22 protein-coding genes are annotated in these 24,572 nt (G+C 33.3%); 18 read left to right on the top strand and 4 right to left on the bottom strand.

Annotated features, from left to right (window positions below):
- The first annotated feature begins 85 nt into the window (after positions 1-85).
- From QYS49_RS18430 to QYS49_RS18420, 3 genes are all read left to right on the top strand, one after another.
- Positions 86-622 carry a hypothetical protein gene (locus QYS49_RS18430; RefSeq protein WP_308349458.1) on the top strand — a complete coding sequence of 179 codons (537 nt, stop codon included), beginning with the start codon at positions 86-88 and terminating at the stop codon, positions 620-622.
- 187 nt (positions 623-809) lie between these two features.
- Positions 810-1,472 carry a hypothetical protein gene (locus tag QYS49_RS18425; RefSeq protein WP_308349456.1) on the top strand — a complete coding sequence of 221 codons (663 nt, stop codon included), beginning with the start codon at positions 810-812 and terminating at the stop codon, positions 1,470-1,472.
- A 157-nt stretch (positions 1,473-1,629) separates the two neighbouring features.
- Positions 1,630-2,082 (top strand): hypothetical protein, encoded by a 453-nt coding sequence (locus QYS49_RS18420; protein WP_308349455.1) that lies wholly within the window; start codon positions 1,630-1,632, stop codon positions 2,080-2,082.
- Positions 2,083-2,479: 397 nt separating this feature from the next.
- On the opposite strand, the gene QYS49_RS18415 is transcribed toward QYS49_RS18420, so the two are convergent.
- Positions 2,480-3,547 carry an IS110 family RNA-guided transposase gene (locus QYS49_RS18415; RefSeq protein WP_308349454.1) on the bottom strand — a complete coding sequence of 356 codons (1,068 nt, stop codon included), beginning with the start codon at positions 3,545-3,547 and terminating at the stop codon, positions 2,480-2,482.
- A 355-nt stretch (positions 3,548-3,902) separates the two neighbouring features.
- Here QYS49_RS18415 and QYS49_RS18410 point away from each other — a divergent pair, with 355 nt between their 5' ends.
- From QYS49_RS18410 to QYS49_RS18355, 12 genes are all read left to right on the top strand, one after another.
- Positions 3,903-4,919 (top strand): transposase, encoded by a 1,017-nt coding sequence (locus tag QYS49_RS18410; RefSeq protein WP_308347325.1) that lies wholly within the window; start codon positions 3,903-3,905, stop codon positions 4,917-4,919.
- Between the two features lie 142 nt (positions 4,920-5,061).
- Positions 5,062-5,472 carry a hypothetical protein gene (locus QYS49_RS18405; protein ID WP_308349453.1) on the top strand — a complete coding sequence of 137 codons (411 nt, stop codon included), beginning with the start codon at positions 5,062-5,064 and terminating at the stop codon, positions 5,470-5,472.
- A 6-nt stretch (positions 5,473-5,478) separates the two neighbouring features.
- Entirely contained in the window at positions 5,479-5,979 is a 501-nt protein-coding gene (locus QYS49_RS18400) for a hypothetical protein (protein WP_308349452.1), read from the top strand.
- Positions 5,980-6,134: 155 nt separating this feature from the next.
- Positions 6,135-6,935: a CPBP family intramembrane glutamic endopeptidase gene (locus tag QYS49_RS18395; RefSeq protein ID WP_308349451.1), complete on the top strand. Its 801-nt coding sequence runs from the start codon at positions 6,135-6,137 to the stop codon at positions 6,933-6,935.
- Positions 6,936-7,021: 86 nt separating this feature from the next.
- Positions 7,022-8,116, top strand: a complete 1,095-nt coding sequence (locus QYS49_RS18390; protein WP_308349449.1) for an alpha/beta hydrolase family protein — start codon at positions 7,022-7,024, stop codon at positions 8,114-8,116.
- Between the two features lie 200 nt (positions 8,117-8,316).
- Positions 8,317-9,147 (top strand): hypothetical protein, encoded by an 831-nt coding sequence (locus QYS49_RS18385; RefSeq protein WP_308349448.1) that lies wholly within the window; start codon positions 8,317-8,319, stop codon positions 9,145-9,147.
- Between the two features lie 271 nt (positions 9,148-9,418).
- Positions 9,419-9,910 (top strand): hypothetical protein, encoded by a 492-nt coding sequence (locus QYS49_RS18380; protein ID WP_308349447.1) that lies wholly within the window; start codon positions 9,419-9,421, stop codon positions 9,908-9,910.
- Between the two features lie 719 nt (positions 9,911-10,629).
- Positions 10,630-11,346, top strand: coding sequence for an ATP-binding cassette domain-containing protein (locus tag QYS49_RS18375; RefSeq protein WP_308349445.1), 717 nt, complete (start codon positions 10,630-10,632; stop codon positions 11,344-11,346).
- Between the two features lie 170 nt (positions 11,347-11,516).
- On the top strand, positions 11,517-12,737 hold the full coding sequence (locus QYS49_RS18370) for an alpha/beta hydrolase-fold protein (RefSeq protein WP_308349444.1): 1,221 nt from the start codon (positions 11,517-11,519) through the stop codon (positions 12,735-12,737).
- A gap of 65 nt (positions 12,738-12,802) precedes the next feature.
- Positions 12,803-13,297, top strand: a complete 495-nt coding sequence (locus QYS49_RS18365) for a MepB family protein (RefSeq protein WP_308349443.1) — start codon at positions 12,803-12,805, stop codon at positions 13,295-13,297.
- Positions 13,298-13,548: 251 nt separating this feature from the next.
- Complete coding sequence (locus QYS49_RS18360; RefSeq protein WP_308349442.1) at positions 13,549-14,502, top strand: calcium/sodium antiporter; 954 nt, start codon at positions 13,549-13,551, stop codon at positions 14,500-14,502.
- Between the two features lie 65 nt (positions 14,503-14,567).
- On the top strand, positions 14,568-14,927 hold the full coding sequence (locus tag QYS49_RS18355; RefSeq protein WP_308349441.1) for a cupin domain-containing protein: 360 nt from the start codon (positions 14,568-14,570) through the stop codon (positions 14,925-14,927).
- A gap of 152 nt (positions 14,928-15,079) precedes the next feature.
- On the opposite strand, the gene pruA is transcribed toward QYS49_RS18355, so the two are convergent.
- Positions 15,080-16,708: an L-glutamate gamma-semialdehyde dehydrogenase gene (gene pruA, locus QYS49_RS18350; RefSeq protein WP_308349440.1), complete on the bottom strand. Its 1,629-nt coding sequence runs from the start codon at positions 16,706-16,708 to the stop codon at positions 15,080-15,082.
- A gap of 269 nt (positions 16,709-16,977) precedes the next feature.
- Positions 16,978-19,611, bottom strand: a complete 2,634-nt coding sequence (locus tag QYS49_RS18345; RefSeq protein WP_308349439.1) for an AsmA-like C-terminal region-containing protein — start codon at positions 19,609-19,611, stop codon at positions 16,978-16,980.
- Between the two features lie 179 nt (positions 19,612-19,790).
- On the opposite strand from QYS49_RS18345, the gene QYS49_RS18340 reads away from it, so the two are divergent.
- The 3 genes from QYS49_RS18340 to QYS49_RS18330 all read left to right on the top strand — a co-directional run bounded on the left by QYS49_RS18340 (position 19,791) and on the right by QYS49_RS18330 (position 23,449).
- Positions 19,791-21,326 carry a cryptochrome/photolyase family protein gene (locus QYS49_RS18340; RefSeq protein WP_308349438.1) on the top strand — a complete coding sequence of 512 codons (1,536 nt, stop codon included), beginning with the start codon at positions 19,791-19,793 and terminating at the stop codon, positions 21,324-21,326.
- A gap of 237 nt (positions 21,327-21,563) precedes the next feature.
- On the top strand, positions 21,564-22,253 hold the full coding sequence (locus QYS49_RS18335; protein WP_308349437.1) for a hypothetical protein: 690 nt from the start codon (positions 21,564-21,566) through the stop codon (positions 22,251-22,253).
- Positions 22,254-22,429: 176 nt separating this feature from the next.
- Positions 22,430-23,449, top strand: coding sequence for an alkaline phosphatase D family protein (locus tag QYS49_RS18330; protein ID WP_308349436.1), 1,020 nt, complete (start codon positions 22,430-22,432; stop codon positions 23,447-23,449).
- Positions 23,450-23,634: 185 nt separating this feature from the next.
- Here QYS49_RS18330 and QYS49_RS18325 read toward each other — a convergent pair whose 3' ends face one another.
- Complete coding sequence (locus QYS49_RS18325; RefSeq protein ID WP_308349434.1) at positions 23,635-24,432, bottom strand: DUF481 domain-containing protein; 798 nt, start codon at positions 24,430-24,432, stop codon at positions 23,635-23,637.
- Positions 24,433-24,572: the final 140 nt, after the last annotated feature.

Raw genomic sequence — 24,572 nt, 5'->3', positions numbered from 1 at the left:
TAATTTATTAGTAAGTTTAGAAATGTATAATAGATATATAGTCACCGGGGGGTGACTATATTCACTTGTTGTACCCAATTAAAAAATGAATAAAACCATATTAAAAAACATTCTTGCATTAATAAGTCTTAGTGGACTTGGACTGGTGATGTCAATTCTGGGTCTCAAGATGCTAATTGATAACCAGACGAGAAATCTAGACGACACACACAAATTGACAGGGACTATTGAATTAACTCAAATTGTAACTGATAATAAAAAGGTAGGAGCTGTACCATTTACCTACACTGACCAAGATTATTTTGGAATTAAATTAAAAGAACATGACAAGTTGTTTGGAACCTTTAACCCTAAGCAGTCCTATTATGAATTACAGAAACAGTTAAACCAAGGGAAACAAATAACAATATTTTACTACGACTCCTCTGATAAAAGCCCAACAAATAATGTTTATCAAATAGAATCTAACGGACAGATAATTGTAAATCATTCTGACTATCAAAAAAACCATTCAATAGCAGCAATTGCAATCATTTGCTTTGGACTTCTTTGTTTGGGAATGTTAATATGGATTTTAAAAACCAAGAATATAAAAGAAAACTGGGCACAACATTCTGTATAAATCATGGCTGTAAGTAGGTTATTGTGACTTCGGCTCTTTGTAGATAGCCCGTCAATCTGCAGGATTGATTTATTGGGTAAGAATTAATTTAATAAGCCAATCCTGCGGATTGCCTCGGTAGTTAACGCAAATTTTTATACTTTTAATCAGCCACGAATTTATACAGTGGCGTTATGCATAATGTCGCATGGACAGAAATACAACAATGAAAGAATACAACTTTGAATATACCGACACAAACTACATCCTTAAAATATTCGGTATAACTGCTTTGATTTTTGCGTGCTTAATGATTCTAACATTTATATTCATTAAATCTCTAGGAGTGATAATAGCTTTGATTATTTCATTCTCTATACCAATTTTGTTTTTCTGGGTTAAAAAGAGAGGCTTTAGAAAAGAGGGCTCTGCAATAATTCAAGATTCTTTTACCGACCTTAACTTATCGACATTCAATCGAAGAGTGGACTTCAATGGAATTCAAAACTATCAAATTGAAAATTTTGAGGGCACAAAACTAAGAATAAAGTTTAAAGACAGCAGAGAATTTAAAATCCTTGCAAACTCAAATTTTTGTGACCCCTTGGGTTTTGACATTTACTGCAAGAGTCTTGATGAAGTCCTTAGAAAATATAATGATGCGAATGCAAATGAAATAATAAAAGAAAAGTCATTTTTTGAACGAAAGTGGGTCTTGCCAGTACTGCTAATACTAACAGCGACCTCTCTATTATCCATAATATATGCAATAATTAAAGGTGTTTCAGTTCCTGTAATTCTATTTGGAACATTGGCTATATTACTTCCCTTATGGGTAGGATATTTTAATGCAACAAAAAACAAGAAATAGCAGAGAATAGAAAAATGCATAACACTAAATATAGTTCATTGGGCAGATAGTGCTAAAATTGAAAATGATTATATTTAAGAAAATATGTTGGGAATTGATAGCTTTGAGCCCTGAAGTGCCCAACGCTCTATATTCTTAACGTTGGCGGTAATTTAAAATGACAGCTAAAGAGCAACATATAATTGAGTATCTGAAAAACCATAACGGGGCAGGATTTTACATTGATATTCGGAACGAACTAGGAATGGAATTTGATGATGAAGTGGATTTTGACTCAACACTGGAACTTCTTAAGCGGAAAAACTGGCTTTACGAAAATAAACCAGGTGACACCAAATACTTATTGAACTCTGAAATGATAAAATCCAAACCGTTTGAAGCGGAACTGACCGACTATAAGGTTTTATCAAATGGTGCTGACGGTGGACACCATTACATTTCGACAGAAATCGAATACGAAGGAGAAAAAAGAAAAATCATCGTGCTTTTTCTCGAGAAATCAGATGAGAAAAAATTGACATCCAATCATAAAATAAAAGTATCTGGTGACTTAATTGACGAAGGAAAAGAATACTCATTTATGTTGCTGAATACGACTATTAAAAAATAAAAAACTACCGCCAACATCCTGTGCTATGAAAAGCCATAAGAGTTCCAGCCAACTATAATTAGGAGGTCTGCTCTATAAATTTACACTATTTATTTCAAATCACTACTGTCATTGTTGAAACTGTTGATTGTGGGTAAGTTTTGGGCAGGGCCCTTGGGATGCCAACTTATCCACTGTCAACGGTTTTGCGCTGTGTGTATGAAATTATAAGACCATGCTGCTATTTGCGATAAAAGCACTGCTTCTTCGTATTTCCCTGTAATGTCTTATTTATGTAAAGAGGGTCGCATGCTATAAATGCAACTACTTTCAAAAAAGCATTGCAACGAATGTTTTGCGATCACCTCTTTCATTAATTGTCTTATAATTGGTTAAAAATTATTTTCATTAGAATTTATTACTTTACTACGCCCAACACATATTCTTCTTTGTTTTTTAATACATATCTGATTCTATTGAGCAACTTGGCAGCCACCTTCACAATAGCCCGCTTTCCATTCCCCTTGGCTGCGTGCTTTTTGTAGTAGAGCAACATGGCAGGATCTTTTCTGATGGCTTGCCATGAGGCTTCTACTAGAATAGTGCGTAGATAATTATTACACCTATAACTCATGCCTCCTACTCTTTCAGTTTCTCCACTGTTATTGGTCAGCGGTAGTAATCCAACATAACTACTGAGTTTATCGACATTAGCAAATCGATTAATGTCTCCCACTTCACTGATAATGGCAATGGCTGACAATGGACCAATACCGGGAATAGTCCGCAGTAGGAAATAATCTTGTTTATGATATTTGCGAAAGTAGGCTCTAAGTTCCTTGCTTATCTGTCTTACTTGCTGTTTTTGATAATGATAGTTGGCCAACATAAAATCGAAAGCAGTCCGTGCATTTTCAGTAGAGAACTTAACCTCCTCTTCAAGCCAGGTCTCATAAGCTTTACTCCAATTATCATCATCAAGATGCGCAGGAACAGTAATGGTGTTAAAATTGAGAAACACTTTTATGCGTTGCTTTGCTTTGCGTAAATCTTTCTGCATATTATGCCTCATCCTGGCAAAGCTCCGTAGGTCCTGACCCGATTCATCAAATATATGGATACCAGTCAGGCTCCCGTTTCGAAGGCCTTTTGCAATCTTGCGGCTATCTACTTTATCGGTCTTTCCTGCCTTGTCCTTACCAGTCGTGGGTACATCAGCTGGATTGATAACCATATTATCAATTCCTAGTTCCAGCAGTTGACGATGGTGTCCATAACCACAAAAGCCAGCTTCATAGGCACTATGATAGCTAGCCCCTGAGAAATGTTTGTTTAAATACTTGTATAGTACTTCTGCACTTGGTGGTTGATTAAATGTTCTATGCTCCTGTTCATCTACTAGAATAGTGACTGACCAGCTCTTTTTGTGAACATCTATTCCTGCATAGATATTCATTCCTGAAAAATCATTAACTTTAGTCTTCATAAGTCCTTGCTCCTTTCTTTTAATTTTTGTTCTCCAACCCTAATTTAAGAAGTTAGCTGTTAAGGACTTATGCTTTTACATAGGGGCTATAAATCATGGCTGTTTAGTAGGTGATTGCGACTTCTGCTCTTTGTAGAAAGCCCGTCAATCCGCACCTTAGATTTACGATATTGTATTATAATAAGAAAGGAGGTAGAATAGTAAACCAGTCAATCCGCTAGATAAAATCTAGAATCCTTATAGGTACTATTCTATTTTTTAAGTACTCAAAACCTCAATAAGATATTAGTCTCGACTATTAAGGTCATTAGGAGTGTACTTAATCCCTTTATGTTTCATCCTTAAAAGTAAATCTATGAATTATTCTAATTTTATTGGTATTGATATTAGCAAAGCTAAAATTGACATTACTACTTTAAACACAGATGGTGAACTCAATCACTCAGTTTGTAAAAACAACTCTAAAAGTATTATTGTACATTTAAAGTCACTTAAAAGAAATGGCTTTGATATTGAAAACAGCTTGGTTTGTGCAGAGTTTACCGGACTTTATATTTTCTCCTTAGTTGAAGCTTGTAAAGCTATGGCTATTGATCTGTGGATTGAAAATGCTGCTCAGATCAAACACCGTTCGGGTATCTCTAGATCTAAAAATGATAAAATTGATTCTGAAAAAATAGCCATTTATGCTTTCCGATTTAAAGACTTAGTGAAATTATATAATAGAGATGATGAAGTTATTGAAGAACTCAAATTTTTATTAAATGAAAGAGATTTAATCTTAACAGACAAAACTAAATACACTGCTCAAATCAAAGATCAAAAAGGACATGTCCCTGACTCTTTCTACAAAAACAAAGTCAAACGATATAAGGCTATTATTAAAACGCTGGTCTTGCAGCTTAAATCCATACAGGATCAGATTGATCACCTCATAACTGACGATGATAATCTAAAGCATCAGTTTAATCTATCTACCTCAATAACTGGAATAGGAACACAAGCAGCAATACAAACTATTGTGGCTACCAGAGGATTTAAAGACTTTTCAGACCCAAGAAAGTTCGCTTGTCACGCTGGTGTAGCTCCTTTTCAATTTATGTCTGGTAGCAGTTTAAAAACCAAAGCAAGAGTTTCTAAACGTGCTAATAAAAAATTAAAGCAAGTCTTTCATATGGCAGCCCTTTCAGCCATCCAGGTTGATGGGGAATTAAGAGATTACTACACTAGAAAAGTGGAAGAGGGAAAAAATAAAATGCTAGTTTTAAATGCGGTTCGGTCTAAACTCATTCATCGATTATTTGCGGTTATTCGTAACAATAAAAAATATGACAAAAACTACCTGAACTCTCTTGCTTTATCCATAAGATAAGGATTGACTTACCTATAAGAATTTAATCTAGTAAGCAATCCTGCGGATTGCCTCGTTAGTTAACGCAAATTTTTATACTTTTAATCAGCCACGAATTTATACAGTGGCGTTAGCCACAAGCAAAAAGAACATACTGCAAAAAATGAGCATTAAATATCCGATGATAAACATATCCGATAAAAACTGGGACAAAGAGGATGATTTAACAGTTTACATGCTCTTTGACGAATTTATTTATACCAACCAAGAGGATTTATTTATACAGTATTACAAGGATAAAGAATTTTGTGATTGTCAGGGAAATGTATTTAAGGTAGTTGATAGAAGACCACCTGTTTCTTTTTGGCGGAACTTTTTTCGATTTCTGCCAAATGTATTCAAAGTAGAACTTAGTTTCATTCAAGAAAATAAGAAAGTAACACTTGACGATTTAAGGACTTTCATGTTAGAACGATTAGACGAAATAAATACTAATGACTTTGTTCCTAAATGGATTGATTCGGTTAAAAAAGCAAATAGCTATAAAGAATTACTTGATAGTGAAATAAAATAATTAATTATGTCAGCAATAGCAGAATTTAGGATTATAGAAACAAATAAACTTGACGAATTAAAAGAGAAATCAGAGGTCAAGACAGTAAAAAAAGGATTGTTTAAAAAAGAAAAGATTGACGAATTTTGGACATTTCTTGATTCCAACTCAGAAAAACTAAAGGACTTTGATTGGTCAGGCTATGTATTTGGCAATCTATTGATTTTCTTACAAGAGAAAAAGGAGATTAATATACTTGACAGCGAACATGACTCTATTGCCAATTGGATTTCTGAGAAACGTGGAATATCAACGATAATTTTTACATATAAACTTAAGGAGTTATATTTAGAAAAGCTTAATTCGGTTAATATCACAACTGAAGAACTAATTGAATTTAATAAAGATTTTTCTGAGGATTCTGACCCTGAATTTGCAAAAGCCGAATTGGAAGGAATAAAAGCTATCTCCGAGAATTTGGAGAAATTGACTGATAATTCAAAGGTGATAATATTAACAGTTGGATAAATGCCAGTGGCTAACAATGTATAAAAATAATAGCCGAAGTAGTAGTAAATTCACGGGTTGTAACCCGCTTCAACTTTCTTGTAACTTGACAGGAAAGTGCCACGCAATCGGCTACTATTCTTATACTAAACGTTGGCAATAATATAAAAGACGAAATGGAGAAGAATAATATAAGTTGGAAAAGAGTAGTGATATTTTTTATTATCGCCACTTTAATGTCGAATATTTTCCGATTTGACATTTTTGAACTTAAATCTGTATTAGAAAAACTACCAACTTGGGTTTTTATATTTACTACTGTTCTTCTAGAAGGTAGCGGAGTGATAATAGGCGCATTAATTATTATTCCTTTTTTGAAGAAAGAGCGAAAGACGGAAATATCATTATTTGGAACTTCAAAGTCTAAAAGCCTTGTAATGGTTATTATTCCAATTATAATTTTGACAATAATTGGAGTAACAAATGACTTTGAAATGGAATATCACCTGTACGGACTTATAGCTGCCATTGGGACTTTTCTATATTGTATAATGGAAGAATATGGGTGGAGAGGATACTTGCAAGAAGAATTAAAAACATTGAAGCCTTGGAAAAAATATCTAATAATCGGATTTATATGGTATTTATGGCATTTGACATTTTTAACAAAGGCAACTGTTGGAGATAACCTATTCTTTTTAGGAATGATGATTCTTGGAAGTTGGGGAATTGGACAAGTAGCTGAATCGACAAAGTCGATTGTAGCGAGTGCTTGTTTTCATATGATTATCCAAATTATGATGTTTAATGCGTTAATAAAAAACGGAATTGACGGAACTGAAAAAATCGTGATTTTAGGTGTTTCAATCGTAATTTGGTTTGTGATAATCAAGAAATGGGAAAAAGAAAATACTTTTGCCAACAACTTTAAAAATAAAAGCGATTACAGGGAAGAAAGTAAATATAAAAAGGGTTAGTGAATATAAATGCGCTACTATTTTTATACTAGCCCGTTGGCGAAAATTGAATCCACCTTAACCAATGTAACATTACCAAAAATTATATGAAGCATCTTATAATCTTATTATTCCTAGTGATTACGCTTTATCCATTAACGGCTCAGGATGTTGAAATTGGACCAAGGCCTCAAGAACCAACAGAGCCATACCCTTATTTTTCAGAGGATGTAAAGTTTCAAAATAAAGAAGCAAAGATTACATTATCTGGTACATTAACTTTACCTAATGGCCAAACTGATTTTCCAATAGTGGTTTTAATATCCGGGAGCAGCGCGCATAATAGAAATCAAGAAGTAGCAGGACATAAACCATTTTTAGTAATCGCTGACTACCTAACCTCAAACGGAATTGGTGTTTTGAGGTATGATGACAGAGGTGTAGGGCAGTCAGAAGGAGAATATGAAGTCGCTGCTTACGCTGAAATAGCAAGTGATGTAGAGAGCGCAGTTGCCTATTTGAAGTCTAGAAAAGACGTCAATTCAAATAAAATTGGTCTGATTGGTCATAGTGGAGGTGGATTGATAGCTCCATTAGTTGCTTCCCGAAGAAAGGATATAAGTTTTATCGTGATGATGGCTGCCCCAGCCATCTCTGGATATGAGTTGATTTTACTACAGACAGAAACCCTTAATAAAGCCAAAGGAATTAGCGCTGATATAACAGAAGCCGAATTAGTCTTTTATGAAAGCATCTTTAGTGCTGTTATTGAATCCAGCGATTTAGAGGAGACCAGATCTGACCTATCAGCATCCTTAAAAGCTCAACCAGAGAGTTTACCTGATGAAGTGAAAGCTGAGGACGTAGATAAAATTCTTGAGATTTTTACGGCTGCATGGTTTCAAAATTTTCTTCAGTATGATCCAAGTGTCGCTCTGGAACAAGTGGACTGTCCGGTTTTGGCAATAAATGGAGCAAAAGATCTGCAAATTCCAGGAGAAGAAAACTTAGGTGCAATAAAATCGGCCTTAGATAAAGGGGGAAACGATATGGTGACGATCAAAAAAATGCCGAAACTGAACCATTTATTTCAAGAAGCTGACACTGGTTTGCCAGATGAGTACTCAACCATCGAACAGACTTTCTCACCGCTTGCATTAGAGGAAATTGAAGCTTGGATAAAACTACAAACTGAAGAGTAAAGAACTTTTGCTAACACTAAATATAGGTCATGGGGCAGATAGTGCTAAAGTTGAAAATGATTACATTTAAGAAAATATGCATTGGATTGGTAGATTAGAGCCTTGAAATGCCCAATGCCTCATATTCTTAACATTTAGCAAACATATTCCCTAAGAAAAGCATGATTAGATATATTATACTAGTGTTATTTACTTTTCTCATGTCTTATACCTCAAAAGGTCAGAGTATACTTGATAATTGGGATTTGAAGTGGACGGAGACTTTCGACCATATTAAAAATGGAAATGAAAGAATTAAGATTATCTACTCTTCATTTAATACCAATACTGAACTTATAAAGTTAATTGACACGTCAGTTATAGTAAGAAAATATCAAGACGCACTCTTTCTTGAAAAGATTCACTATAAGCTAGAAAATGGTGATTCAATTAAATGGCAACATCAAATCAATCGATACAATAAAACTTCACAATTAGTTGAAGAAATTGATTCTGTCGATGGGTTAATTCAGGAACACAAAATAAATTTTTATAAAAATACTGAATTAAGACGTACAGAATATTTATCTATCAGACCTGACTACAATGATCAGATGGAAATAGTGGATGTAGATACGGTGCAACTTGAGATACTTAAGTACTATGATGAAAAAGGTAAATGTAACAGAATAGTCACGTTAAATAAATCTAAACTGAAGGGAAGAAATAAAATCGACACTACAGTAACATATAATAAATTTGATTTAAAAAATAGACTTATAGGAGCCATAAATATACAGGAGAATGATACAATATCAACAACCAAATTTCAATACGATGAACTTGGGCGAGAGATCAAACAAACACATTCTTCCCTACATGGATCAAACTCATTTGAATACGAATATGATAAACAAGGAAATGTAATTTCTGAGCTCATAGAAGTAGGTAAGTATACCACCCTTATTTTAACTGAATTTGACGATCAGAACCAGCCTGTTATCCGAAAAACTTTTCGACCAAAAACGATTGGCAACATCACCTATGAATGAATGGGGTTTCATCAGTCAGGAAAGTTTGGCGGTACTTGGAAAGTCAGCCACAATTTGTAAATTTATTAATTGCTGTGGCTGTGTGCAGATGTCAAGCTTGGTATTTTCTATGTCACACTCATCATTTTACAAGAAATCAAAGATTGAATGAAAAAATCAAAAATTAAGGTCAATTTTAAAAAGTATTTTGGGAAGGATTGCTAATTGTATTTAGTGTGCTCTTTTTATTAAACAAACAATCTTGAATTCAAAAACTAAAATCTTTCTCTGTTTGCTAGCAGTAGTATTTATGACTTTGGCAATAATGGAACTATCTTTTGGACTGATTCCTATTGGTCTTATTGGATCTGTTATAGTACTTATTCAATCATTGATCTTAGGTCTTATTATTTTATTAGTAGCATTGAGGACAAAATCTAGATTTTACATACCTTTTTTGGTATTTCCGCTCCTCATTTTAATCTCTATATTTTCATTTTTTATAGTAAGTAAAATTCAGAGCAACTTATCTACTAATCGAGCAAATAAATTGATCGAAGCCATAAATAGGTTTCATAAATCAAACCATAAATATCCTGCAAGGCTTGATGATTTAGCAGGTAAACAAATAAAATCAATACCTTCTACTGGCCAAGGAATAGGAATACGTCAATTTCGATACAGGACAGATACCACTAGTCGATATTGGTTGAGCTATGATAGCTACTTAGGAGTGACTAATTGGTTTAACTCGGAGACTGAGCGTTGGCATAGTGAAGATTAATAAAATACTATAAGCCCATCTGAAAACACCCAATAGAAAATTTGTAGGGAACTAGTTCAAATTTATGTTTGCATTTTAACCCACATTATTCATGATAAGGTTATGAGGAATAGCGATTTTCAAGTTATAATAACTGATTATCAAATGATTACACTAGGGTTAACCCCGATAATTTTAAAAACCTTATGGCCCAAATTTGGGTGTTTTTAAAATTATGCTTTAATATGAGAATTATAAAGTGATTATCTAATAATCGGGTTTTTACAAATTGTCTGTCCTTCGGACGAAAAATTCATATCAATTTTTCGGGTTAAAATTAGCAACTAAGCAGTTTCTGGTTCAATTATTGCTCAATGTGATTCTAATATTTTGCAATTAATAAAATTGGCAGATATGTAGAAATCACATCCATTGCCACTTTCAGTATTTTATAGCTTATTATAGTCAACGGGATTTATAAGTCCGCAAGCAAGCAGAAGTTAGACCATGCGAATAGTAAAAACCATATTGATTTTTTATCAAAAGCTGATTATTCCTACTTTAGTTTTATCAGGATTAATGGCATTAATTGGATTTGGAATCACAGGAGAATTTTCCCTTACAACTACAGGAGTCTCCTATATCTTTTTAGGACTTTTATTCCACTATTTTATATATGAAGTAGAAAATAGTAATGAATATTATTTCTATTACAATTTGTGGTTAAGCCGACTAAGTCTTTGGATAATCACATTTATTTTAAACTTATCAATCGGACTATTTTTTTTCTTATTATGAGCAAACTACACGTTGATAGCGTAATAAAGAGCTTTGCTACCAAGCAAATATTGACAGATGTTTTTATTTCCTGTCAAAAAGGAGAAATAATTGGACTACTTGGACGAAATGGAACTGGAAAATCAACCCTTTTAAAAATAATATTCGGTTCAATACAAGCCGATAGTAGATTTGTTAAAATAGGAGAAAAAATATCTTCAGGTCTTTTTGATAATCGAAAACTGATAAAATATTTACCACAAGATAATTTTTTGCCAAATCATGTGAAAGTTAAAACTATAATTGAGCTGTTTTGCGATAAAAATGAAACTGAATTGATTAAAAAGCATGATTTAATAGCACCAATGCTTAATAGAAAGAGTAAGCAACTTTCTGGCGGAGAAAAAAGATTATTGGAAATCTTTTTAATTATATATTCGCAATCGGCTTATACGCTGATTGATGAGCCATTTAACGGGATCGCCCCGGTTTATAAGGAGGCCATAAAAGATTTGATAAAAAAACAATCGGTTGATAAAGGATTTATAATTACTGACCATGATTATAGGAATATTCTTGACATGGCAACTCGGATTGTAATAATTCATGATGGTGGTACAAAAGAAATTAAAAGTAAAAAGGAACTTATTGCATGGGGATATATTCCTGAAACTGCCTAAAAATTGCTAATTTAGTATCTGTGGTTATATACCACTAGGTCGAAGTGCTAATAAAGAGATTTCTTTCCCCATCAAAGTTTGTTATACTTTGATAAATTAGTAGCTCTGAAATCACTTGGGGTTTATATCGCGAAAAATCAGCAGCAATTAATAGAACATAGAATTTAATCATGACGAAAAAGCAAATCCTTTTAACATTTCTGCTTTTACTTTCTGTCATCAAATCAACGGCTCAAAATGGTGAAATTGTAATCGGCAAAACAGACAGCCTTTATTCTAAAATATTGGGTGAAAACAGAGCGTTATTAATACATGTCCCAAAGAATGAACTCAAAAGTGAAAAATTTCCTGTAGTCTACCTTTTGGATGCTCGTAACAATTTTGAACATACAGTTGCTACCATTAAACACCTTAGCAATGGTGGAAATCAATATTGGCCAAAAATGATGGTTGTTGGCATTAAAAATACCAATAGAACCCGAGACTTAACACCCTATCCAGTAGATACTACTGCTAGTGTTTGGTGGTTGCAAGATACAGGTGGAGGAGATCAGTTCATGAAGTTTATGGTAGACGAACTTATGCCATATATTAATGATAATTACCCAACAACTTCCTACAAAACACTTATTGGTCATTCATATGGAGGGTTGATGGCGGTATATGCAATGGAGAATTACACCGAGTATTTCAACAATTTTATTGCATTAGATCCTAGTCTCTGGTGGGATAATGGTAAGTTTAATGAAGCCTCAAAAGAAATCCTTCGGAGTAAGAAATTTGTGAATAAATCCCTATTTGTGGCAGCTTCTGATCCAGATATTGAAGATTTGGATTTGGAAGGCCTAGCAAAGGATACTTCTATTATTTCTCAACATGTACGTTCCATTATAGATTACTCAAATACAGCTTTATCAAATAGTCAGAATGGCTTGCAATTCGATTGGAAATTTTATGAAAATGAAAATCATATCAGTATACCGTTGATTTCAACCTATGATGCTATGCGGTCGACCTTCTCTTGGTACAGATTTGAAAATCCCTATCAGTTTTTTGAGGATTCACTCAGTACTGAAAGATTGGTAGAAGTAGTAGAATCTCACTTTGAACATTTAACCAAAAAATTCGAATATGAAATAGCTCCTCCCGAAAACTGGATTAATTCATATGGATATGAAATGATATGGTCTGAAAATTATGATAAGGCATATGCATTTTTTAAAATGAATATAAAAAATTATCCAAACAGCCCTAAAGTTTATAACTCAATGGCTGAATTTTACCTTACTCAAGATCAGAAAGATAAAGCAATTGAGTATTTCCAAAAAGAATTAGCCTTGAAACCCAGCGAATCCTTAGAAACAAGAATTAAAGATCTTAAAAATAAATAACATGCACATGAAATACTTTATTGGGCCTTGTCAGAAATAATACAAAAGATAATAATGGAAAACCAATGAACCAAAGCCTAAAATCCATCCAGAACACTATCTACAACAAATGCGGACTAGCACTTTTAAACTTTAAAGCCGAATCAGAAAGCAAAGAATATGATGCTTGTCAATTTAAATTAAATGGACTGAATGTTATCAGCAGAAGTGCAAAAGTAACACCTAAAAAAGCTGGACAATTTGTGACTTTTTGGAAGCGAAATGGAAATGGACCAATTGAACCTTTTCATGAATCGGATCCAATTGATTTTTTTGTAGTGAATATTCAGGCTGAAGATAAATTCGGTCAATTTGTTTTTCCTAAATCAGTGTTGATTAAAAAGGGAGTAATCAGCACCAACAAGAAAGAAGGGAAAAGAGCTATTCGTGTTTATCCAATTTGGGATATAGCCAAAAGTAAACAAGCCATAAGAACTCAAAAATGGCAAATTGAGTATTTTTATGAAATTGGTGAGGCAACTGATCTTGAAAAGGTAAAAGGCTTGTATGGAGTTAAGTGAAAAATGAAATTTCCGACTTATTTAAGTAATTCTCAACATAAAATTATTACAAGTAAACCTATAGATGGACATGGTTCTTGACTAGTAAACACATAAGTTTACAATTAATCAACAGTAATTCAATCCAAATACTATAATAAATAATTCATCAGTAAATCACCATATTATATAATTTGATTAACTCAAAAAGTCAGTCCATTATGTACAAAATTAATATCTATCTATTACATTTAGATTAAATTATAGATATTATGATCGTTCAAATCTTATTGATTGTCGTTGGATTTGCTTGCTTGGTTTTTGGGGCAAATTGGCTGGTGGACGGAGCATCATCTTTAGCAAAAAAATATAATGTGTCGGATTTAGCAATTGGTTTGACCATTGTTGCATTTGGTACTTCAGCTCCAGAACTAGTAGTTAATATTGTGGGTTCAGTTAAAGGCTATTCTGATATAGTAGTTGGAAATATTGTAGGAAGCAATAATTTCAATTTATTTATCATATTGGGTATTTCTGGATTATTATTGCCCATTTCTGTTCAGTCATCAACGGCATGGAAAGAAATCCCTATTTCTTTATTTGTAGCTGTTTTAATGTTGTTTTTGATCAATGATTTTAGCTTTTCTGAGCCCAGTAGCATAAGCAGATTAGAAGGCACCATCATGCTAATCTTGTTTCTTATGTTTTTGTATTATGTATTCAATCAAATGAAAAGTGATCCGAATATTCAATCAGATATTGTACCAAAATCGACAACAAAAATCTGGGTGCTAATTGCCGTTGGATTATCCGGTTTAATAATTGGAGGACAGCTAGTGGTAACTAATGCAGTGAATGTTGCCAATAGTTTGGGGGTTAGTGAAAAAATAATTGGATTAACTATTGTAGCTGCAGGAACATCCTTGCCGGAATTAGTAACTTCAGTTGTAGCTGCCACCAAGAAGAATAGTGATATAGCCATAGGTAATGTTGTTGGGTCTAATATTTTTAACATCTTATTAATTTTATCGATAAGCAGCATCATTAATCCAATAGAATTCAATCCGAAATTTAATTTGGATTTATATATCTTGATAGGAGGGACAGTATTTTTGTTGATAGCTATGGTAACGGGCAAAAGAAAAAAGCTAGACCGTTGGGAAGCCGCTCTTCTATTAACGTTTTATATTTCTTATACTGTTTATTTAGTAATGAAAGAATTATAATTACTTTAGTTCAAGTGGCTATGTGACAATTAACATCTTTGAATTTCAAGGTCAATTTTTTTTTAATGGAAAAAGTAAACGTAAATCAGAAATTTTCATTGTTTTCAGAGCATTGGTCACCCAAAATTGTAGGTGAACTTAATGGACAACATGTAAAGCTTGCTAAACTCAAAGGCGAGTTTGTTTGGCATAAACATGATGAGGAAGATGAACTCTTTTTTGTAGTGAAAGGTAGTTTCAAAATGGAGTATCGAGATAGGACAGTTGAAGTGAGTGAGAACGAGTTTTTGATCGTCCCAAAAGGAGTAGAACATAAACCAGTGGCAGAAGAGGAGGTTTGGGTAATGCTGTTTGAGCCTTCATCAACTCTAAATACTGGAAATACTGAAAATGAAATGACTAAAAAAGATTTGGATTGGCTCTAAAAAAGTAGAATCATTTTGATTTTGATTTGGCTAGTTAGAAATTATATATTCTTTAAATATGAAGAAATTCCGCCTTCCAAGAAAAACAAAAAAAGCCTCCGAAATTTCTTCCGAAGGCTTAGTCTTATGTTTTAAATCTAAAAACTAGATTCTTATTCTCCCATAAAAGGATATTTATAATCAGTAGGTGTCACAAATGTTTCTTTCACCATTCTTGCAGAACACCAACGTAACATGTTCAATTTAGAACCTGCTTTGTCGTTAGTTCCTGATTTTCTAGCACCTCCAAATGGATTTTGATTTACAACAGCCCCTGTTGGTTTATCGTTTACATAGAAGTTACCAGCAGCTTGACTTAAGCGTTTGGTTGCTCTTTCAACGATATAACGATCATTACTGAAGATAGCTCCAGTTAATGCATAAGGAGAAGTCTCATCCACTAATGTTAAAGTTTCTTCAAAATTCTCAGCTTCGTAAACATAAATGGTAACTACTGGGCCGAAGATCTCTTCTTGCATTGTTACATATTGCGGATCTTTTGTGACGATAACAGTTGGCTGAATGAAATATCCTTTAGAATCATCACATTCTCCACCTGCAATTACTTCTGCAACATTACTTTCTTTGGCTGCATCAATATATCCTTTGATTTTATCGAATGCTTTTCTATCAATTACAGCATTGAAGAAGTTTTCAAAATCTTCAGGGCCGCCCATTTTTATATCTTTTACATCAGCCACCAAGTTTTCTTTTACTTCATCCCATATATTATTGGCGATATATACTCTTGAAGCAGCAGAACATTTTTGTCCTTGGAATTCAAAAGCACCTCTGGTAATTGCTGTAGCTACTTGCTTAGGATCTGCAGTTTTATGTGCTAAGATGAAATCTTTACCACCAGTTTCACCAACTATTCTTGGATAAGATTTATATTTCTCGATGTTTTCTCCGATTAGTTTCCAGATATTTTGGAATACACCTGTACTTCCTGTGAAGTGAATACCTGCAAAATCAGGATGTTTGAATATAATGTCCCCTGTAGTTGGACCATCTACAAATATCAAGTTGATCACACCATTAGGCACACCCGCTTCTTTGAAAATTTCCATTACTACATTCGCAGCATAGATTTGTGAATAAGCAGGCTTCCAAACTACCGTATTTCCCATTAGGGCAGCACTTGAAGGTAAATTACCTGCAATAGCGGTAAAGTTGAATGGTGTTAATGCAAATACGAATCCTTCTAAAGGTCTGTATTCCATTCTGTTCCAAACCCCATCAGGTGAAAAAGGCTGTTCTTCATAGATTTCGGTCATGTATTTCACATTGAACCTTAAGAAATCTGCTAACTCACATGCGGAATCAATTTCTGCTTGATATGCATTCTTTGATTGTCCCAACATAGTGGCTGCATTGATTTTATCTCTGTAAGGACCAGCAATTAAATCAGCAGCTTTTAGAAAAACAGAAGCTCGTTGTTGCCAATGCAAATCAGCCCATTCCTGCTTTGCAGCTAAAGCAGCTTTAATAGCTTGTTCAACATGACTACCATCACCTTCGTGAAACTGTCCTAATTTATGTTGGTGATCGTGAGGAGGATTTAAAGGAAGTGTTTTTCCTGTTCTTACCTCTTCAGCACCAATATACATCGGAACATCAACTTCCTGTGCTCTTAATTCTTTAAGCTTAGCTTGTAAAGAGGCTCTTTCAGGAGTTCCTGGTGCATAACTATTTACCGGTTCGTTTTTTGGAATAGGTACCTTATAAATTGCTGTTGGCATAATCTGTAATAATTTTACGCTATGAAAAATAAAAATCTAAAATTAGGTAAATATTTCAGTTTGCCTTACCAAAAGCAATGAAAATTCACCTCTCTTCTCTGCTTACGATTTTAAAATATTTTGTTTGGAAAGTGGGTGATTTTCTATCGAGGATTTATTTGTTAAATGAGATGAGAATCTTTGTATCAAAAAAGTCGCAATTAATTATAAATGAAAAAAGCAGGGATTTTTTAAAATCCCTGCCCTTTACATCTAATTATTGTCTGACATTAAATTCCATCCCCAAAAATATCCTTTAATTTACCCTTAGCTTTGTCTTTAAGTCTTTCTTTTTCTTCCTCTGCTTTTTTTCTAGCTTCTTCTTCTGCTTGCTTTTTTAGTCTTTCAGCTTCCGCTTTTGCACTGTCTTTTGCAGCTTGTGTTTGAGCTTCAACCTCTGCTTTTAGTTTATCTTTTTCTTCATCAATCCTATCACCAACTTGTTCTTTCACTGAGGAGGTAACCGACCCCCCACCTTCAGTAGTAGTTTTTCCTAATTTTACTTTTGGGTCATCATAAGTTCCTTGAATGTTGAAATTGAGGTTGACGGAACTACCTACTGCTTTTACTTTACTTCCTAATAAATTAGAGATTGCTGTATTGGCTGCTTGTCCCATGCTGCCTGTAGGTACATTCAATTTTAGATTATAAGCAATGTCTCCAGCTAAGCCTGTGCTTCCATCCACAGTGGCTTTATAGTCTCCCATTTTTACATCAAACGGCTCTACACTAAACCTCCCATCTTTGATTTCAGCTTGAACCTGAACATTATCAAGTACTACTTCATCGGTATTATCTAATTTGGATAAAGAAGTAACTCCATTAATTACTTTAGAATCTTTTACTGCAGCATCTATAATTTTGATTAGACCAGCTCCCTGTACAGTCGCAAAGTCAGGCATCATTTCTTGCGTTAATAATCCTCTAATTTTGAAATCAGTGCTGAATTTTCCTTGCATTTTTTCAGCAATTGGAACGAATTTTTGGACTGTCGTTACATTCTTGAATGTTTCAGGAATACTTAATTGTGATATGTCTAGTGTGAAATCAAATTTAGGTTCATATTCATCTTGACTATTATATAAACCTGTCATTTTTATATTTCCTTCAAGCATATCTACTTTTAAAGGATCAAGTGTTAAGATACCGTCTTTCACTTTTATTTGTCCTACAGCATTTTTCATTTCGAAATTATCATATTTAATAGTCTGCACTGTGGCATCAAAAGTGAAATCTATGTTTTTAGGAATTACGACTACTTCCATGGCAGTTGTATCTTCAATTGATTCGGTTTCTTCCTCTGAAACACCCATCATTTCATTTATGTCCAATAGGGTAGAAGTTAATCTCATATTTCCTTTGATGACTGCACTATCATCAATGGCATAAGCGATATAATTGCTGATACTTCCATTCAAACTGAAATCACTTTTACCGTAATTTCCTTTTAAAGTAGTTAGGTTAACTGATTCAGGATTGAAATTCATATCCGCATTAGAGATAATAAAATCAGGTGCGTTTTTTTCAGCATAAGAAAAGTTTTGCATTTTAAGATTACCAGTGGTTTCTAGCTTGGTATAATCTTCTTTCTCTACATCAGCATAGGAACCTTTTGAATTGATATTAGCATTGATAATACCACCTATTTTGAAATCTTGAGAAGGCTCAATTTCTGAAATTATATCCAAGTTTAATCCACCCTGCATACTTAAATCCCAGATTGGAGAATCAAAATTATTAACCTTTGCTTTAGCAGTGAATCGGTCTTTGTCGATAGTTAATCCGAAATTTTTCACTTCTAGATATCCATCTGACAAATCTCCAGATTCTGATTTGGCATGCATTTCCATTGCTATTTGTTCAATAGGAAGAGGAACGTCTGGAGATTTCACAAAAGCATCTCTCACAATTAAATCAACAGCAAAAGCAGGCATACTTGTTTCGCTGTAAACTCCTTTAATAAAGCCAGAGAAATCAAATTCACCGCGGGTTTCCAAATCATCAAAACCATCAGCATACATGCCTGGTACTAATGAAAGGACATTTTTGAATTGCGTATCAGTGGTTGCGAAATTGATATCCATTTCATAATCATCGGTAGGCATGGCAAAAAAGCCATCAAATTTCAAATGAAATTCATTTAAGGTTGCTTTTGCATCTTTAAATGTAAATTTCATGCTGTCCAAATCCATTCCCAATAGCAATTCAGCTTCTAGGCTTTTATGAGCAACATATACATCTCCTCCATAGGCAAATGAAAAATCTTTAGCGCTTGTTTTGGTTTCCATATCAAAAACAGAGAGGGTGAAATCACCATTCCCTGTATGATCTACTCCTATAAGTGAAAGTGCTACATCACTCATTTGGTCATAATAGTTAATTCTACCACTCTTGATTTCCCAATGGTCAATTCCAAGTTTTAATTCCTCATCCGAAGTAGTTTCCTCTTCCTCTTCTTCCGAAGGAAAAGTGATGTCATAATTTGCAGAACCATCCTCCAAAACTAAAATATTGATCAGAGGTTGATCTAGCATGATGCCTTTAATATTTAAGGGTTCCCCTTTAATAATAGCTACAATATCCATCTCAACAGAAAAATCTTTAGCAGCAAATAAAGTATCGCCTTCAAAAGTATCATTACCTGTAATGGAAAAATCACGAACCCCTAAGGTTAGATTAGGGAAGTCCGATAAAAGTGAGATACTGATTTTAGAAGGTTCGAAATTCACTTTTGCATTAACGGATTTATCAATTTCTGTCTGAACGGCAGAAACTATTCTATCTTTAAAAAGAATAGGAACCAAAACGATGGTTAGAGCAAATAGTGCAATTATACTACCTAAGATGATTAATAGCTTTTTCATAATTTAATCTTGATTTTATACTACAGTAAATTTATAAATTATTAACGACACTTACAGAATAAGGTGGGGTATTCAATTATTATTTTAGTATTAATTGCATTAATCTTTCTTTAATGCAATTACTTGTCATCATTTATTAACAATTGTTAACTATCGGGGTTGATATTCAAATTTGAATTATGAAAAGGACCTTAAGGCTAGTATTAGGTGATCAACTAAATGAAGGGCATTCTTGGTTTGCTGAAGTGAAAGATAATGTGGTTTATGTGATGATGGAAATGCGTCAGGAAACTGATTATGTGACGCATCATATTCAAAAAGTAACTGCTTTTTTTTCAGCTATGCGCACCTTTTCAGTAAAAATGAAAAGTAAAGGACATGACTTTATTTATTTAAAAATTAATGATACTGATAATGAGCAGTCTTTACCTGAAAATATCAAAAAACTCATAGAAGAACATGGTTTTGAGCACTTTGAATATTTATTGCCTGATGAATATAGATTAGATGAGCAGATAAAGAAATTTTGTAAGGAAGTATCTATTTCTTCAAATGCAGTTGATACAGAACATTTTCTCACTAAAAGAGATGATATAGCCCAATTTTTTAGAGGTAAAAAGCAGTTCCTGATGGAGAATTTCTATCGGAAGATGAGAAAGGATCATGATATATTGATGAATGGGAAAGACCCTGTGGGGGATAAGTGGAATTTCGACCATGAAAATAGAAATAAGTATAAAGGAGAAGTACCTATTCCTCCTGCTTATAGTTATAAAATAGATGTATCGGAAGTAGTAAAAGATATTGAAAAAGCTGGAATCAAGACCATTGGAATCATTGATCAAGAAAATTTCCATTGGCCGATTGATAGAAAGCAAGCTTTACAATTTGCTCGTTACTTTTGCAGAGAATTATTACCCTATTTCGGTACTTATCAGGATGCCATGCATACAGAAGAAAAATTTCTGTTCCATTCGAGGATTTCATTTGCCTTGAATTCAAAACTGATTAGCCCTAAAGAATTGGTAGAAAAAGTAATTAAAGCTTGGGAGGAGGATTCAGATAAGATCAATATTGCCCAGGTAGAAGGTTACATCAGGCAAGTAATTGGTTGGCGTGAATATATGCGTGGAATTTACTGGGCCAAAATGCCTGAATATGCAGACAAAAATTACTTTGAACACACTAGAAAACTCCCGAATTTTTATTGGACAGGCAAAACCAAAATGAAATGCATGGAGAAATCCATAAAGCAATCTTTAACAGAAGCTTATGCACATCATATCCAAAGATTGATGGTGACAGGGAATTTTGCTTTACTAAATATGACTAATCCTGATGAAGTTGATAAATGGTATTTGGGAGTTTACATTGATGCTATTGAATGGGTAGAGATTACCAATACTCGTGGCATGAGTCAGTTTGCCGATGGTGGAATAGTGGGTTCAAAGCCATACCTCTCAAGTGCTAATTATATGCATAAAATGAGCAATTATTGTTCTGATTGCTATTATGACCATAAAAAGAAAGTTGGAGATAAAGCGTGTCCTTTTAATAGTCTGTACTGGAATTTCTATAACACCCATCGAGATAAACTAGAGAAAAACCAGCGTATTGCCATGATGTACAGAACATGGGATAAAAAATCTAATGATGAAAAGGAAGATTTGTTAACACAAGCAGATTATTACCTTCATCATGTTGATGATTTGTAAAATAAGTTGAAATATTAGTCCTAAAAAACTAAAAGCCAGTACCTTAAAAACATTTAATTTCATCTTTTATATTACCTCATTATTATATTTATTAATTAATTGTTAACTTTAAATAATCTTAATTCGTTATTTGTTAACAATTCGTTAATATTGAAAGCGTTCTTAAAACCATATCGAAATCATTTCAAAATTATTCTTTGCGGAATGCTAATGATCTTTTTGAGCTTTAATAACACATTGAGTGCTCAAAATTTCAATCCAAAGAATGGAGAATTATTAAATGATATTGCTTTCATATATTCAGTAGAAAATTTTGAGAAAAATAATCAATGGAACAGATTAGTAGGAAAATTAGATAGAAAGTCTGATTCAGATGCTGAGTATTTCCTGGAATATCTTTTCTATAAAACTCATCAAAAACTTTTAAAGGAATACAAAAAAGGAACTACCTTCACGAATTTACTGGAAAATGGAAGTTATGATTGTGTTTCTGCAAGTATAACGTACTCTGTTTTATTAAAATACTTTGACATTGAACACAGCATAATCGAAACAGATTATCATGTTTTTATTATTGCTAAAGTAAATGATAAAGAAATTATTATGGAAACGACTGATCCTCGAAACGGATTCGTTTCTAATGCTGAGGAAATAAAAGAATTTAAAGCAGATTTTCTACCTAATGTTAATTCTACTCAATTAAATCAAAAGGAGTCGATAGGTTCTCCAGTTTATGGTCAACCAAATTCTAAAACCATTTATAAAGAAATAAGTCTTAGACAATTAAGCGCACTGCAATATTTCAATCAAGGCTTAATTGCTATGCATAATAAGGATTATAAATTGGCCTCCAGAAGATTGCAACAAGCTTTAAACCTATATGAGTCAGAAAGAATCGATATGCTATTTAAAATAGTAGCTCCTTAAATTCTTCTTAGAAATAATATTATCAGTATAGTATTATTAAATTCAAAATCCCTTCTATCAGTTGTTTAAAAGGTTGTTTCTCATTGAATTATCAAAAAGTTAACCTTTACATAAAGACATTGCTTTATAAATCCCATAAATTAGCAGTGTAATAATAAATTTAACCCACTATAAAAATGCGAAAGTTAACACTTCTAACATTACTCATTTCATTAACTTTTTCGTCCCTTTTTGCACAAGATCAGACTTTTGAGTTTGATGAAAAAAAGACTTTGACTTTAGCGTTTGGATCTTGTAACCGCCAAAACTTGGATCAGCCATTATGGCAACCCATCATGAATCACAAGCCGGATTTGTTCATGTTTTTGGGTGATAACATTTATGGTGATACGGATGATATGAAAGTATTGGAAGAAAAATATAGGGTCCAGAAAAACCAAGTAGACTATAAAAAATTAAGAAAGGAAATGCCTGTTGTGGGTGTTTGGGATGATCATGATTATGGGAAGAATGATGCTGGAAAAGAATATCCATACAAAGAGGAAAGTCAGCAGCTGTTTTTAGATTTTTTTGATGTTCCAGAAAATGATGCTAGAAGAGAAAGAGCAGGCGTTTATTCTTCATATGATTTGAAATGGAAATCTCATACAATCAAAGTAATCTTGTTAGATACGAGATATCATAGAGATGATCTAGAGCGCGTTAATAGAGTGTATCAAAAAAATGAAGAGGGAACAATATTAGGAGCGGAGCAGTGGGCATGGTTGGAAAGTGAGCTTTCTGATGAAGAAGCTTCTTTATTTATAATTGCTAGCGGAATTCAATTTATACCTGAAGATCATGATTATGAAAAATGGGCTAATTTTCCACAAGAAAGGCAAAGACTATTTGATTTGGTTCAAAAAAATCAGCCTAAAGGAGCTTTATTTTTGAGTGGAGATCGACATATAGCTGAAATTTCAAGCATACAAGTAGAAGAGCTGAACTATCCATTAATTGATATAACCTCTAGCGGATTAACTCATGTTTGGGAAAATGCGCCCCAAGAACCTAATCAACATAGAATAGGGAAATTAATAAATGAATTAAATTACGGTTTAGTGAAAATTGAAGAAACTGAAAATGGACTGAGAGTGGTTTCTGAAATTAGAGGAAAAGATCAGGAATTGTATCAGGTTTTCGGAATGGTTTACTGATTTGTAAACCACTTTTTTTAAACCACAAGGTTCACTGAGTTGCCCCAAGAAATTTTAGTGTAAATATTTTCAACTTATTTGATGACAGGAAGCTTTTGGTGTAATACTAATGTTGCTGTTACTTAATGTCCTTGGTGAAAATCTCAGTGTAACTCTGTGGTTAAATCAAATAGTCTTGGGCTGTTTTAGATATTTATGCTAAAACTGAATGTCACATTGTGATATAATTTGTCGATTGGTACCACTGGGTTTGGATCATACATGTTTTGATAAAGTAAAGTCAATCCTAAATATTGGGTCAGTTTGTAAGTTACTCTTGAACTACTTCCTGCTCTTGGAGTATCAAATAAATTTTGGATATCGTTTTGATAATAAACACTGAAATCTAATAGGAACTTATCAGCTAATCTTTGTTTGTAGCTGATGTAACTTCCTAATCTTACCAATTCGTTGGTAATCGGATTTGCAGGATTTGGAATAGTTTCCGAGTCTGGAACTCCTCTATAATCCCATCTTTCATATTCATAGAAAGGTCCGAACCCAGCAAAAATTCCAGAATTCTTTTTGTATAAAACTCGCCATCTTAGATTAAAACCTGCAGCATATTTTCTATCTAATCCTCTTACCTCATTCCAATGAGCCTGAAAATAAGGTTCTAGTGCGAATGGTAAAGTGTCTTGTATTCTTCTGTATTCAATGTATAAATACCCTCCGCTTTCAAAAGTCTCATCACCAAATCGGGATAGCTCCACTTTATTGGCAATCGTCATTGCATTTTTCTCAAAGAGAAGTGAGAAATCAGCAGTATTTTCAAATTTAATCAAATTTTCCTTTAGGTTTTGAAATTGAAAGCTAGGAACAATATTTCCTTTCACATGCTTTGAAGTATCCAGGATTACCGCAAAATTTTCATAATGTAGAATTTGACCAAATACTGAAGAGGACAAGAAAATGAATAGGAATGATAGATAGAATTTTCGCATAAGATGTATCTGCTTTTATAATACTGAAGTTATAAAATTATATATAGTATAAATAGATAGTAGCACTCAATGTTTTAAATTGAAAAATCTACATTCGTTAATTGTATTCTGAAATAAATCATGTCTTTTAGACAAAAGTG

The sequence above is a fragment of the Marivirga salinae genome, assembly GCF_030503855.1.
Lineage (GTDB): Bacteria > Bacteroidota > Bacteroidia > Cytophagales > Cyclobacteriaceae > Marivirga > Marivirga salinarum.
The sequence above is the reverse complement of the archived record's forward strand: the minus strand, read 5'-3'. Positions and strand labels throughout refer to the sequence as shown.